The sequence below is a fragment of the Nocardiopsis terrae genome, from assembly GCF_014651695.1.
Lineage (GTDB): Bacteria > Actinomycetota > Actinomycetes > Streptosporangiales > Streptosporangiaceae > Nocardiopsis > Nocardiopsis terrae.
The window spans coordinates 138,947-151,916 of record NZ_BMXJ01000007.1 but is presented as its reverse complement, the minus strand read 5'-3'; the positions used below and the strand labels follow the sequence as shown (position 1 = coordinate 151,916).

The window sequence follows — 12,970 nt, the reverse complement described above, 5'->3', positions numbered from 1 at the left end:
GGGAGGCGAACGATGACGGGCCCCGGAGGGCCGCCCCTTTCGGGGGGCGCCTCCGGGGCCCTGACGTGTGTAGGGTGCCCGGGAACCCCGGACCGCCGGATGCCCGAGGGCGGTTCCTCAGGAGTCGGTGTCCTCCGGGTCGCCCTCACCGGCAGCGCCGTCCCCGTTCCCGGAGCCCTCGTCGCTCCCGGAGCCCTCGTCCGAACCCGCTCCGGCCCCCTCGCCTCCGTCGGCCTCCTCGGCCTCCCGGGCCGGGAAGGTCTCCAGGTGCTCGGCCAGGACGGCGAACTCGTCGACGGAGGTGCTGCCGGAGATCACCAGGGTCCGGTCCTCCTCGCGCAGCACCAGGGCTCCCCAGTCCTCGGACTCCAGGTGCTCCCACTCCTGGCCGCCGACCATGACGGTGCCGACCGGCTCGGCGTCCTTGACCTGGTCCTCCACCACGTCGTCAGGGTCCCTGTCGCTCTGGGTCAGCCTGGCGTGGCTGTCCTGCGGGGTGGCGAACCCGACGGTCCACTCGACCGGGCCGGTCAGGTCCAGGGTGGAACTGGTGGGCGTCCATCCCTCCGGGAGATCCTCGGAGGGCGCCGTCACCGGGTAGTCGGCGGCGTCCCGGAGCACCTCGATGTCCGGGCGGTACTCCACGGTGGGGATGTGTTCACCCGATCGGGTGGAGACCACGAACACCATCACCAGCAGGATCGCGACGACGACCCCGAGGGAGATGGCGTAGTTCTTGAAGGTGGCGTTGGCCCGGCTGTATGCACTCATGACAGTGTCCAGCTTGCCCCAGGCCCCGGCCCGCTTCGACCTGGGGGGCGGTTAGGGCACGTGAGCTGGGCCCCGCCCCCGCGGCGGGCCCGGGGCGCGAACCCGCCGGGCTCAGTCCCGGAGGCGGTTGCGGGGCTCGAGTTCGGTGAGCAGACCGGTGATCTCGTCGGCCAGCCGGTGGGCGTCGGCGTCGTCGCGGCGGACGACCTCGGCGACGGCGAGGAGCATGGAACCGCTCACCACGATCAGCAGCGCCTCGTCCACGGGCTCGTCCGCCTTGCGGAACAGGGCCACGTTGCGGTCGGTCCACTGGGTGAGCCGGGACCGCAGCTGGTAGTCGAACCCGGGCGGTCCGTCCCCGCTGAAGAACAGCCGGGCGGTCTCCCGCTCCTCGATGCAGCCGAGGAGGTAGGCGTGCGCCGCGATGTTCATCAGCCGTGTGGGATCACTCTCACCACTGGCCCGTGCCTCGCGGACCGCCTGGTGCGTGCGCTCCTGCTGCCGCTGCTGGAACTCCTCGTACAGGGCGATGTACAGATCCGCCTTGCCGGTGAAGTGGTGGTAGAGGCTGCCGACACTGGCCCCCGCGACCGAGACGACCTCACTCACACCGGCCTTCGCGAAGCCCACGGTGCGGAACACCTGGGCCGCGGCCTTCAGCAGGGCACTGCGGGTGGCCGCGCCCCGCGGCGAGACCCGCGCGGGCTTGTCCGTCTTGTCCACTGTCACGCCCTCACTCCTGTCCGGGTCCCCGCCAGCGTAGACCGTAACGCCCCCGCAGCGGTCGCCCTCCCCCACCGGGCCCGTGACGACCGGGGCTCACCTCGGGTGACTACCCTAAGAGGTGAACTCCACCCTGTTCCCGACGGAAGGTGTCACGTCCATGTCGCAGCCCAGTGGTCAGCCCGCGCAGCCCCCGGCGCCCGACCGCAACCTCGCGCTGGAACTGGTCCGCGTCACCGAGACCGCCGCGCTCGCCGCGGCCCGCTGGGTCGGCAAGGGTGACAAGCTCGGCGCCGACGGCGCCGCGGTGCGGGGCATGCGCCACATGATCAGCACCGTGTCGATGAACGGCACCGTGGTGATCGGCGAGGGCGAGAAGGACAACGCCCCCATGCTCTACAACGGCGAGCGCGTCGGCGACGGCGGCGGCCACGAGTGGGACGTGGCGGTCGACCCGATCGACGGCACCACCCTCACCGCCATGGGTATGCCCAACGCCATCGCCGTGATCGCGATGAGCCCGCGCAACACCATGTTCGACCCGTCCGCGGTGTTCTACATGGAGAAGCTGGCCACCGGCCCCGAGGCCGCCGACGTGGTGGACATCGCCGCATCGCCCGCGGACAACATCCGCGCCGTGGCCCGCGCCAAGGGCAAGTCTCCGCAGGACGTCACGGTCGTGATCCTGGACCGTCCGCGGCACAAGCAGATCGTGCAGGACGTGCGCGACGCGGGGGCCCGGATCAAGTTCATCAGCGACGGCGACGTGGCCGGCGCCATCATGGCCGCCCGTCCCGGCACCGGTGTCGACCTGATGCTGGGCATCGGCGGCACGCCCGAGGGCATCATCACGGCGTGCGCGATGAAGTGCCTGGGCGGGGTCATCCAGGGCCGTCTGTGGCCCAAGGACGACGAGGAGCGGCAGAAGGCGGTCGAGGCGGGCCACGACCTGAACCGTGTGCTGTACACCGACGACCTCGTGTCCTCCGACGACGTGTTCTTCGCCGCGACCGGTATCACCGAGGGCGAGCTGGTCGGCGGGGTCCGGTACGAGTCCACCGGCGCGACCACCGACTCGCTGGTCATGCGCGGCCGCAGCGGCACCGTGCGCCAGGTCCGGAGCGAGCACCGCCTGACCAAGCTCTCCGCCTACAGCGGCGTCGACCTCACCTCCGCCCCGGAGTAGAACCCCCTCCCCCGCGCGGCCCGCATCCGGTGCCCGGAACCCACGGCGCCCCGCCGACACGGCGGGGCGCCGTGGCACGCGGAGCCGGAACCGTCGCCGTGTGTGCGAACCACCCGGGTCACCACGGCATCAGACCCATCACTGGCCCCGCGGCCGCGCCTGTCCCGTGAACACCCTCGTCGGAGGTCCGATGTCCTATCCAGATCCCCAGCAGCAGCCCCAGTGGCAGCCGCCGCAGCAGCCTGGGCAGCCCGGTCAGGGTTTCCCGCCGCAGCAGGGGCCCGGACAGCCGCACTTCGCCCCGCCACCGGGGCCCGGAGCGCAGTACCCGGGTCCCGGCGGCCCCCACCCCCACAACCCGGGTGCCCCCATGGGCCCCGGAGGCCCGGCTGGCCCCGGAGGCCCCGGCGGCCCCGGGCAGCCGCCCTACGGCGGCCAGTACTCAGGCGGCCAGGTGCCGCCGTCCGGTGGCGGAGGGGGCCGTAGGTGGCTGATCCCGGCGGCCGCGGCTGCCGCCCTCGTGGTCATGGGCGGCACCCTGTGGGCAGCGGCGTCCCTGGTCGACTTCGGCGGCCCGCAACCCGAGTCGGTCCTGCCCGGCAACTCCATCGCCTTCGCCAAGCTGGACCTGGACATCGACGGGTCCCAGGTCATGGACCTGCTCCAGTTCTCCTCGAAACTCCCCGACGAGGTCACCGAGGAGACCGGTGAGGTCGAGGAGGACACCTCGGGCGTCTTCGCCGAGCTGTTCGCGGACACCTTCGACGTGGAACAGGACGCGGTCGAGGAGTGGATCGGGCAGAAGGGCGGGGTCGCCGTCTGGCCGGCCTCGGACCCCGAGGCCGGGACCTCGGAGGGCATGGCCTTCATGATGGCGTTGGCCGTCGAGGACCCCGAGGCGGCAGAGGCGCAGTTCAGCGAGATCAGCGGCTCCGAGGACCTGTACTACGAGCTGGCCGACGACTTCATGGTCTTCACCGACAGCGAGGCCGGGCTCAACGAGTACCGGGACCAGATGTCGGCCCACGGCGACCTGGAGGGCAACGACACCTACAGCGGTGACCTCCAGGGCGTGCCCAACGGCAGCATCGCCCTGGGCTGGATGGACTTCGGCGCGCTCAGCGAGGCGACCGGGCTCGACGAGGAGTTCGCCGCCGAATTCGGCACCGGGGCCCAGAGCCTGGAGGGCCGGGCGACCGCCTCCATGCGGGTGGACGGCGACTACCTCGAGGCCAGGATGGACGTGTTCGGCTTCGAGGTCGAGAACGAGAACCTGGCCTGGCTCGCCGACGCCCCCGGCGCGAGCGTGGACGCCATGGGCGGCCTGTCGGAGGACTCCGTGATGGCCTTCGGCGGCAGCGGCCTGGACGAGGCCCTGAGCACCGCGTGGGAGGACGGGCTCCCGTTCGTCGGGCAGAGCGAGATCTCGGAGGCGGAGTCGTTCTTCAACTCCGTCGGCGCCCCGCTGCCGGACGGGTTCACCTCCCTGCTGGGCACCTCCACGGCCCTGGGCCTGGGCAACTTCGACCCGGACGGGTTCACCGAGCCGTCCTTCGAGTACCGCGCGGTCGACGGCGACCAGAGCGCGGTCGAAGGGCTCGTCGACGAGATCGCCAACGACCCCTACTCCTCCTCCCCCGTCCCCGACGTGGGCACGGACGGCGACACCGTGGTGGTCACCTACGGAGACGGCGGCTCCTCGGCCCGGCTGGGCGATGACGAGGTCTTCCAGCAGACCATGCAGGATCTGGACGACGCGGTGATGGCCGGATACTTCGACCTGCGCCAGGCCCTGAGTCGGGACGAGGTGGAGGCCCCGGACCAGTGGGGCGCGGTCGGCATGGGGCTGAGCGTCGTCGACGGCGGCGAGCGCGCCGTGGTCGAGCTGCGTTGGACGCCCAGCGGCGACCGGTAGCCGGTAGCCGGCTGGCCGGACGAGCGTGTCGACGGCGCGGGAGGGGCGAACCCTCCCGCGCCGTCGCGTTTCGGTTGGCCGGACACGCTGTGCGGCCGAGCGCGGTGGGCGGCGGGGCCCGTCCGGCGGGCACCCGCCCCGCCACACGGGTCCGGGCCGACGCCCTAGTTCACGACCCGGCGTCGCATCTGGAATGAGGCGAGGTTCCACATCAGTGCGACGAAGGCCAGCAGGACGCCGACGTGGACCAGCACCGCGAGGGCGTCCAGCCCGCCGAAGACGGAGCCGCGGATCAGCTCGACGGCGTGGTAGAGCGGGTTGACCATGGCGGCGGTCTGGACCCAGCCGGGCAGTTCGGTGAGCGGGAAGAACGTGCCCGCGACGAGGAACAGCGGGGTGAACAGGCCGCTGAACACGTAGTCCATGGAGCGCACCGAGCTGATCACCGCCGAGATCCAGATGCCGAAGAGCGCGAAGGCGAACCCGGCGAGGAAGGCGATGAACGGGACCAGCAGCATCCCGGGGCCGGGCCGGAGTCCGAAGCCGATCGCGACCAGCAGCGGTACACAGCCGTAGACCCCCGACCGCAGGGCCAGCCAGAGCGCCTCCCCGGTGACGAGTTCGCGCACGTCGACGGGGGCGGCCAGGATGCCCTCGTAGGTGTGCAGGAAGCGGCGCTTGATGAAGGTGTTGATGACGGCCGGCATCATCGACTGGAACATGACCGACACCGCGACGATGCCGGTGCCGAGGAAGTCGATGTAGCTGTATCCGGCGAGGGTCCCGATGAGGGCGCCCATACCGAAGCCGAAACAGAGCAGGTAGAGGGTGGGCTCGACGACGGCGGCGAAGGTCGTGGCCCGCCAGGACTGCCCGTACAGGATCCACTCCCGGGCGACCACGCCCATGACGGCGTCGGCCTCGAAGCGTCCCGGCCGGGCGTGCCGTTCCGGCCGGGCGTCGTCGCGGCGTTGTGACAGGCTCATTCCACGCTCTCCCCGGTCAGGGTGACGAACACGTCCTCAAGGTTGCTGGCCCGGCGCTCGGGTGCGCCCAACCGCTCCCGGACCGACTCCGGGATCTCCTCGGCCCGCAGCACGGACAGGGTGGTCCCGGTACGGCGTGTGGTGAATCCGTGCCCGTTGACCAGGCGTTCCATTTCGGCCATCCCCTCGCCGTCGGGGGTGTACTCCTCGACGGTGGACCCCGCGTACTTGGCGACGAGGTCCGCGGGGGCTCCCCGCTCGATGACGCGGCCGCGGGCCATGAGGGCGACCTCGTCGGAGAGGCGTTCGGCCTCCTCGATGTAGTGGGTGGACATGAGGACGGTGGCGCCCTCGTCGCGCAGGGCGGAGATGACCCCCCACAGCTCCTGGCGCACCTGCGGGTCCAGCCCGACGGTGGGTTCGTCCATGAGGACCAGCTCGGGCCGGTGCAGGAGGGCGCGGACGATGAGCAGGCGGCGGCGCATGCCGCCGGAGAGGTTGTCGACGGGGGTGTCCCCGCGGTCGCTGAGCTGGGCCAGGCGCAGGGTGCGGGCGATGGCCTCCCTGCGCCGGGCGCGTGGGACCCGGTAGAGGAACGAGAACATCCGGAGGTTCTGTTCGACCGTGAGTTCCTCGTCGAGGTTGTCGTGCTGGGGGACGACACCCATGCGGGCCCGGGCCCACTTGGACTCGGCGGGAACCTCGTGGCCGAGGATGCTGATGGTGCCCTCGTCGGCGATGGACTGGGCGGTGAGCATCTTCATGGTGGTGGACTTGCCCGCACCGTTGGGCCCGAGCAGGCCGAGGACGATGCCCTGGGGCACCTCCAGGTCGAGGCCGTCAACGGCGGTCAGCGACCCGAAACGCTTGACGACGCCGCGCAGGTGCAGGGCCGGTACGGCGGATGGAGCCCGGGAGGTCATGGCAGCGCTCCCGGGTACGGCCCGTCCGGGCTCTGGTGTGGTCATGGGAACACGTTAGGCAGCCGGTCGGACGTTTTTCCAACGGTTTTCGCGGCGGCGCGGACGCGGGCGCGCCGCTCCGTGCGGGGTCCGGGCCCGGTCTGTCCACAGGCGGAGAAAACCCGTTGCGCCCGCGCCCGCCCCGTACCTAACGTCAAGAAGTCGGATCCGGACACGTGACCGGGGCGGAGACGCCCCCGAAAAGGGATGGGTGAGTATGCCCCGGACTGCGCCGAGCGCGCCTCACAACCGCGCGGGCCTCCGCCTGCCCCGAAACCCTTCGGCCGCCTGAGCGGACCCCGCCCACGTCGAGAACCGCTCGGCGCTCTTGCTGTTGACCTCTCAGCTCTCTCCAGCAAGGAGTCCCCGGGTTGTCCTTCACCGACCCCGACACCACCGAGAACACCCGTCCCACCGCCTTCCGCTGTGTGCTCTGCGGCCTGTCCGTGCCCGCCCCGGGCCCCGACGGACCGCAGCGCGGCCACTGCCCGAGCTGCCTGAGCTCCCGGCACGTCCACGACCAGGTCGGGAGCGGCGCCTCCGACTGCGAGGGGCGCATGACACCCATCTCCGTGGTCGTCCCTCGCGACCACCGGTGGAGACTCGTGCACCGCTGCGTCCGCTGTGACGAGTTGTCCGAAAGCGCCGTCGCCGACGACGACAACCCGCTCGTCCTCATGCGGATCGCCGTACGGCCGCTCGCCGAACCGCCCTTCCCGCTGGAACTGCTCGGGGAGGTGTGAGCGTGGGACGGCGCAACAACGACCGGCGGAACCAACGCAGACGGCAGCGCCCCAAGGCCGTCCTGCGGGCCCGCGGCGAGCGGGGCCGCCGCTCCGGACCGGCCGCGGAGTCCTTCCGCTGCACCGGATGCCGGCTCGACGTTCCCGTGCGGGCGGTGGGCACCGCACACCGCAACCACTGCCCGCACTGCCTCACCAGCCTGCACGTGGACGCGCGGGTCCCCGGCGACCGGGCCGCCGACTGCCGCGGCCGGATGGTCGCGGCCGGTGTCAGCGCACGGCCGGACGGCGAGTGGTCGGTCATCCACCGCTGCCTGTCGTGCGGCGAACTCAGCGCCAACCGGATCGCGGGCGACGACAACGCCCGTGCCCTGGTGCGGATCGCGGTGCGTCCGCTTTCGACCTCCGCCGCGGCCAGACGGGCACTGGTCCACCTGTGACCGGAAACGGCCGCGGGACCGGATCAGTCCGGGCCCGCGGCCCCGCCTGCTCCTCCTCTAGGCTTACGGGCGTGAGTGAGGATGTCTCCCCCGCCCGGATGAGGGCCTCGAACAGTGACCGTGAACGCGTCAGCGAGGTACTCCGCGCCGCCGTCACCGACGGCCGCCTCGACATGGAGGAGTTCGAGGAGCGCCTGAACCGGGCGCAGGAGGCCAGGACCCTCGGCGAGCTCCCGGCGATCACCGCCGACCTCCTGCCCCCGGAGGAGCAACCCGTCCGGATCGACAGCGAGCCGATGGTCAGCTGGTTCACCACGCTCACCCGCAGGGGGCGGTGGGTCGCGCTCCCCGACGAGCAGGCCGGAGCGGTCGTCGGGCGCACCGAGATCGACATGCGCCAGGCCCTGCTCACACACAGCCACCACCGGATGACGGTCAGCACGTTCCTCGGCCGCGTGGTCATCGACGTCCCCGAGGGGGTGGAGGTGCGCATCAGGGGCTGGTCCTTCCTGGGCAGACGCAGCACCAACGCCCGTCGCAGCACCATGTCCGACCCGCCGGTCCTGGAGATCGACGGGTTCTGCCTGTTCGGCACCGTGCGCGTACGCGCCCCCAGGCGCCGCCTCTTCCTGGGCCGACGGCGCACCCGCCCGCAGATCAACCGCTGACCTTCCCCTGCGCCGCCTGTGACCTGGTCCGATGTCAACATGACACGTGCAACACCGTGAAGTGCGGGTGAGGTGCGCTGTGCTCTGCCGCGTCTGGCAGGCTTTAGGTCACAGGTTTTCCCAGGAAAGACGGGTTGCAATGAGTGAGTTCCGTATCGAGCACGACTCGATGGGCGAGGTCAGGGTTCCGGCCGAGGCCAAGTGGCGGGCCCAGACCCAGCGTGCCGTCGAGAACTTCCCGATCTCGGGCCAGGGTCTGGAGAACGCCCACATCGCGGCGCTCGGCCAGATCAAGGCCGCGGCCGCCAAGGTCAACGCCGAGCTCGGTGTGATCGGAGACGACCTCGGCAAGGCCATCCGTGAGGCTGCCCTGGAGGTAGCCGACGGCAGGTGGAACGACGAGTTCCCGATCGACGTCTTCCAGACCGGTTCGGGCACCTCCAGCAACATGAACACCAACGAGGTCGTGGCGACCGTCGCCAAGGAGCGCACCGGCCTCGACGTTCACCCGAACGACCACGTGAACGCCTCGCAGTCGTCCAACGACGTGTTCCCGTCCTCCATCCACATCGCCGCCACCTCGGCCGTACAGAACGAGCTGATCCCGGCGCTGCGCCACCTGGAGGGCGAGCTCACCCGCAAGTCCGTCGAGTTCGCCTCGGTCGTCAAGAGCGGCCGCACCCACCTGATGGACGCCACTCCGGTCACCCTGGGCCAGGAGTTCGCCGGGTTCGCCGCGCAGGTCCGCTACGGGGTCGAACGCCTGGAGGCCGTCCTCCCGCGCGTGGCCGAGCTCCCCCTGGGCGGCACCGCCGTCGGCACCGGCATCAACACCCCCGAGGGCTTCTCCGCCCGGGTCATCGCCGAGATCGCCGCCAACACCGGCCTGCCGCTGAGCGAGGCCCGCGACCACTTCGAGGCGCAGGGCGCCCGCGACGGTCTGGTCGAGCTCTCCGGGCAGCTGCGGACCATCGCGGTCGGCTACTGCAAGATCGCCAACGACATCCGTTGGATGGGTTCGGGCCCGACCACCGGCCTGTCCGAGATCTTCCTGCCCGACCTCCAGCCCGGTTCGTCGATCATGCCGGGCAAGGTCAACCCGGTCCTGTGCGAGGCCATGCTCCAGGTCTCCTCGCAGGTCGTCGGCAACGACGCCGCGGTGGCCTTCGGCGGCGCCTCCGGCAGCTTCGAGCTCAACGTCCAGCTGCCGATGATCGCGCGCAACGTGCTCGAGTCGATCCGCCTGCTGGCCAACGTCTCCACGGTCTTCGCCGACCGCTGCGTAGCCGGGATCAGGGCCAACGAGGAGCAGTGCCGCACCTACGCGGAGTCCTCCCCGTCGATCGTCACGCCGCTCAACCGGTACATCGGCTACGAGGAGGCCGCCAAGGTCGCCAAGCAGTCGCTGGCCGAGAAGAAGACCATCCGCGAGGTCGTGCTGGAGCGCGGCTACATCGAGGACGGCAAGCTCACCGAGGAGCAGCTCGACGCCGCTCTCGACGTCCTCAAGATGACCAACTCCCAGTAGTAGCCGCCGGCGAAGGGGCACCTCGCGGACGCGGGGTGCCCCTTCGCGCGCGATCTCCCGCCCCCGATCCTGTTCCGTGCCCCACACGACAGGAACCTCCCCCGCACAGAGCCCGCTCCGAGAGGGCGACAGATGCCGAGCAACAACCACCCCACCATCGCGAACCGCTACGCCCTGCGCCGTGAACTCGGCCGCGGCGGCATGGGCATCGTCTGGGAAGCCCACGACACCGCCCTGGACCGGGTCGTGGCGATCAAGCAGGTCCTCCTGCCCGGCCACTTCACCGCCGCCGAACGCGCGGACGCACACGCCCGTGTCCGCCGCGAGGCCCAGTCGGCCGCCCGGATCAACCACCCCACGGTCATCACCATCCACGACGTGTTCGAGTTCGAGCACGATCCCTGGGTGGTCATGGAACTCGTCGACGGCGACTCCCTCCAGGACCTGCTCGCCGCGTCCGGGTCCCTGCCCCCGGCCCGGGTCGCCGGCATCGCCGAGTCCCTGCTCCAGGCCGTGCGCGCCGCCGACACGGCCGGGGTCCTGCACCGCGACATCAAGCCGGGCAACATCATGGTGTCGGCCGACGGGCGGGTCATCCTCACCGACTTCGGTATCGCCACCATGGAGGGCGGACCGAGCATCACCCGCACCGGCGCGCTGGTCGGCTCACCCGAGTACATGCCGCCCGAGCGGCTGGAGGGCGGCCCGGCCGAGCACCGGGGCGACCTGTGGAGCATCGGCGTGACGCTCTACGCCGCCGTGGAAGGGGTCTCCCCCTTCCGCCGCGACTCCATCACCGCCGCGATCGCCGCGGTCATCTCCGCCCCGCTCCCGCCCATGTCCCGGGCCGGGTGGCTGGAGCCGGTGATCACCGGCCTGCTGGAGCGCGACCCCGACCGGAGGCTCACCGCCGACCAGGCCCTGGAACTCCTACGGCGGTGCCGCGACGGAGGCGGCCGGGGCTCCTCCCCGGGCCGCGAGCGCGGAACCCCGGCGCCTGGCAGGCGCAGGGCCGGTGGCCGCGAGGCCGCGAACCGGCGCAGGGGTTCCAGGAAGACCGTGATGGCGCTGGGCGCGAGCGCGCTGGCGGTCCTGGCCGTCGGGACCACCGTGGTCGTGCTGTCCCTGCCCTCCGGCGACAGTGACGGGCCCGCCGCCTCCACCACCTCCGCGTGCGGGGTGGGGACCTTCGACGCCGAAGCCGACCTGGACGGCGAGACCTGGACGTCGCGCCACGGCGGCGACGTCGTGTACGAGGGCGGCGACATGCTCCAGGCGATGCGCGCGGCAGTCGACAGTTTGGACCCGCGGCGCACGGAGCAGCAGAGCGTGGCCGTGCGCGGCTCCGGCGTGATGCCCGCCGACACCTCCCTCGACCTGCCCAGCCACACCTCGCTGGAGGTCTGCGGCACCATCGACGTCACCGGCGACTCCACGAGTGACAGCGCCGCCGTGCGGATCCGCGACGCCCGGGACGTCTCCGTCCCCCACCTGTCCCTGACCGGGGCGCCCAACTTCGGGGTCCACATCCGGACCTCGCAGGACGTGCACCTCGGACAGGTCGACCTACGCCTGTCCGGCGGCCTCGGCGTGCGCGTCGACAGCCGTGACGACGACTCGGTCCGTCAGGCGCGCGACATCCGCGTCGACGACGTCCACGTCTCCGGCACCAGCGACCACGGTGTGGAGACCTACGGAGTCGACGGGCTCACCATCGGCACGGTCACCGCCCGGGACACCGGCTCCTCGGGGCTGATGCTCAACGACACCGTCAACGTCACCGTCGGCGGTGTCGACGCCGAGGGGGCCGGCACCGGCACCGGGTACGCGGCCCTGCGCATGGCCAACCGCAACGGCCACCTGGACGGCGGTTACGACACCAACATCCGGGTGGGAGAGGTCCGGGCGCGCGGCGGCGGCCGCGGGATCTTCTGTCTCTCCGAGAGCGGCGGCGCCGTGATCGAGAACGTCGACATCGCGGAGACCGGCAACAACGCCGTCCTGTTCGAGAACTGCCACAACGTCACCGTCAGGGGCGGAACCGTCGCCGGCCCGGGGGGTATCCGGCTCGCCGCCCGCTCGGAGTTCGCCAACACCTCCGACATCACCTTCGAGGACCTGACACTGATCGACACCCAGATCGTCGAGAACCCCTGCGGGGTGAACACGAGCGTCCGCGACGTCACCTGGCAGAACAGCCAGGACAACACCTGCTGATCCCGCGCGCGCCCGGGTTCGGACCCGGCGTCCTCGGCTCCGATGAGCTGTCCGGAGAAGACGGGAAGCGGCCCCTGGGATCGGAGTTCGATCACGGGGCCGCTTCCTGTGGCCCGGAGGGGCCGACCGCCTAGTACCAGCCGACGGACTGGGAGTGGGCCCAGGCCTCGCAGGGGGTGCCGTAGCGGCCCTTGATGTAGTCGATGCCCCAGGAGATCTGGGTGGCGGGGTTGGTCTGCCAGTCGGAGCCGTGGGAGGCCATCTTGCTGCCGGGAAGCGACTGCGGAATGCCATAGGCACCGGAACTGGGGTTCTGGGCCGTGTGGTTCCAGTTGCTCTCCTTCTCCCACAGGGGCTCGAGGCAGCCGTCGAACTGGTCGGCGCCCCAGCCCTGTTCCGCCACCATCTGACGGGCGATGCCCTTGGCGTCACCCGTGAACTCGGGCGTCTCCTCCGGCTCCTCCTCTTCTTCCTCTTCCTCCTCGATGTCGCTCCCGGTGGCCTGGGCGCTGCGCACCCCTTCGCCACTGGCAGCGTCACGCTGGGCCTGCGCGTCCATGCGCAGGTCCTGGAGTTCCTCTTCGGTCAGCGGTTCCGAGGCGGCGAAGAACTCATCGCCTTCGGTCTCGTCGGTGTCGGTCGCGGGTTCCTCGGACTGCGGCACGGCGGCACTGGCCGCCAGGTCCGGTTCCACGCCGTCGTCCGCGAAGGCGGAGACGGCGAACGTCGCGCCGGCGACCAGGGTGGCCGCACCGACCGCCGCGGTACTGCGCAGCGACATTCGGTTGAGTAGCACGGTCGCCTTTCCCAAAGGGGGGTTATTGGCAGGGA

General features: G+C 71.3%; 12 protein-coding genes. 7 read left to right on the top strand and 5 right to left on the bottom strand.

From position 1 onward, the window contains the following. Window positions 1-117: 117 nt before the first annotated feature. Both IE195_RS20610 and IE195_RS20605 read right to left on the bottom strand, forming a co-directional pair. A complete protein-coding gene (locus IE195_RS20610; RefSeq protein WP_191274080.1) occupies window positions 118-771 on the bottom strand; it encodes a DUF4245 domain-containing protein in 654 nt (217 codons plus the stop codon). A 111-nt stretch (window positions 772-882) separates the two neighbouring features. Further along, entirely contained in the window at window positions 883-1,494 is a 612-nt protein-coding gene (locus IE195_RS20605; protein ID WP_191274648.1) for a TetR/AcrR family transcriptional regulator, read from the bottom strand. Between the two features lie 160 nt (window positions 1,495-1,654). Here IE195_RS20605 and glpX point away from each other — a divergent pair, with 160 nt between their 5' ends. Further along, on the top strand, window positions 1,655-2,680 hold the full coding sequence (gene glpX, locus IE195_RS20600; protein WP_191274078.1) for a class II fructose-bisphosphatase: 1,026 nt from the start codon (window positions 1,655-1,657) through the stop codon (window positions 2,678-2,680). Between the two features lie 190 nt (window positions 2,681-2,870). Continuing rightward, window positions 2,871-4,595 carry a hypothetical protein gene (locus IE195_RS20595; RefSeq protein ID WP_191274069.1) on the top strand — a complete coding sequence of 575 codons (1,725 nt, stop codon included), beginning with the start codon at window positions 2,871-2,873 and terminating at the stop codon, window positions 4,593-4,595. 164 nt (window positions 4,596-4,759) lie between these two features. On the opposite strand, the gene IE195_RS20590 is transcribed toward IE195_RS20595, so the two are convergent. Both IE195_RS20590 and IE195_RS20585 read right to left on the bottom strand, forming a co-directional pair. Then, the gene (locus IE195_RS20590; protein ID WP_191274067.1) at window positions 4,760-5,581 is read right to left on the bottom strand and encodes an ABC transporter permease; all 822 of its coding nucleotides are present in this window, start codon (window positions 5,579-5,581) and stop codon (window positions 4,760-4,762) included. Beyond that, on the bottom strand, window positions 5,578-6,504 hold the full coding sequence (locus IE195_RS20585; protein WP_191274646.1) for an ABC transporter ATP-binding protein: 927 nt from the start codon (window positions 6,502-6,504) through the stop codon (window positions 5,578-5,580). The genes IE195_RS20590 and IE195_RS20585 overlap by 4 nt, the downstream gene beginning before the upstream one ends. A 410-nt stretch (window positions 6,505-6,914) precedes the next feature. On the opposite strand from IE195_RS20585, the gene IE195_RS20580 reads away from it, so the two are divergent. From IE195_RS20580 to IE195_RS20560, 5 genes are all read left to right on the top strand, one after another. Continuing rightward, window positions 6,915-7,286 carry an RNHCP domain-containing protein gene (locus tag IE195_RS20580; protein WP_191274065.1) on the top strand — a complete coding sequence of 124 codons (372 nt, stop codon included), beginning with the start codon at window positions 6,915-6,917 and terminating at the stop codon, window positions 7,284-7,286. After that, window positions 7,283-7,726, top strand: coding sequence for an RNHCP domain-containing protein (locus IE195_RS20575; protein ID WP_191274063.1), 444 nt, complete (start codon window positions 7,283-7,285; stop codon window positions 7,724-7,726). Before IE195_RS20580 ends, IE195_RS20575 begins: the two co-directional genes overlap by 4 nt. Window positions 7,727-7,824: 98 nt before the next feature. Next, window positions 7,825-8,394 (top strand): DUF1707 SHOCT-like domain-containing protein, encoded by a 570-nt coding sequence (locus IE195_RS20570; protein ID WP_191274643.1) that lies wholly within the window; start codon window positions 7,825-7,827, stop codon window positions 8,392-8,394. A gap of 139 nt (window positions 8,395-8,533) precedes the next feature. After that, window positions 8,534-9,922, top strand: a complete 1,389-nt coding sequence (locus tag IE195_RS20565; protein ID WP_191274061.1) for a class II fumarate hydratase — start codon at window positions 8,534-8,536, stop codon at window positions 9,920-9,922. 132 nt (window positions 9,923-10,054) lie between these two features. Continuing rightward, entirely contained in the window at window positions 10,055-12,139 is a 2,085-nt protein-coding gene (locus tag IE195_RS20560) for a protein kinase domain-containing protein (protein ID WP_191274059.1), read from the top strand. Between the two features lie 130 nt (window positions 12,140-12,269). Here the strand turns inward: IE195_RS20560 and IE195_RS20555 are convergent, their stop codons facing one another. Then, window positions 12,270-12,935: an aggregation-promoting factor C-terminal-like domain-containing protein gene (locus IE195_RS20555; protein WP_373295671.1), complete on the bottom strand. Its 666-nt coding sequence runs from the start codon at window positions 12,933-12,935 to the stop codon at window positions 12,270-12,272. Between the last annotated feature and the right edge of the window lie 35 nt (window positions 12,936-12,970).

Bases quoted from the DNA above. Each gene is read 5' to 3' on its own strand.
- IE195_RS20610 (WP_191274080.1), bottom strand. From the start codon at position 771: ATGAGTGCATACAGCCGGGCCAACGCCACCTTCAAGAACTACGCCATC.
- glpX (WP_191274078.1), top strand. From the start codon at position 1,655: ATGTCGCAGCCCAGTGGTCAGCCCGCGCAGCCCCCGGCGCCCGACCGC.
- IE195_RS20595 (WP_191274069.1), top strand. From the start codon at position 2,871: ATGTCCTATCCAGATCCCCAGCAGCAGCCCCAGTGGCAGCCGCCGCAG.
- IE195_RS20590 (WP_191274067.1), bottom strand. From the start codon at position 5,581: ATGAGCCTGTCACAACGCCGCGACGACGCCCGGCCGGAACGGCACGCC.
- IE195_RS20585 (WP_191274646.1), bottom strand. From the start codon at position 6,504: ATGACCTCCCGGGCTCCATCCGCCGTACCGGCCCTGCACCTGCGCGGC.
- IE195_RS20570 (WP_191274643.1), top strand. From the start codon at position 7,825: ATGAGGGCCTCGAACAGTGACCGTGAACGCGTCAGCGAGGTACTCCGC.
- IE195_RS20565 (WP_191274061.1), top strand. From the start codon at position 8,534: ATGAGTGAGTTCCGTATCGAGCACGACTCGATGGGCGAGGTCAGGGTT.
- IE195_RS20560 (WP_191274059.1), top strand. From the start codon at position 10,055: ATGCCGAGCAACAACCACCCCACCATCGCGAACCGCTACGCCCTGCGC.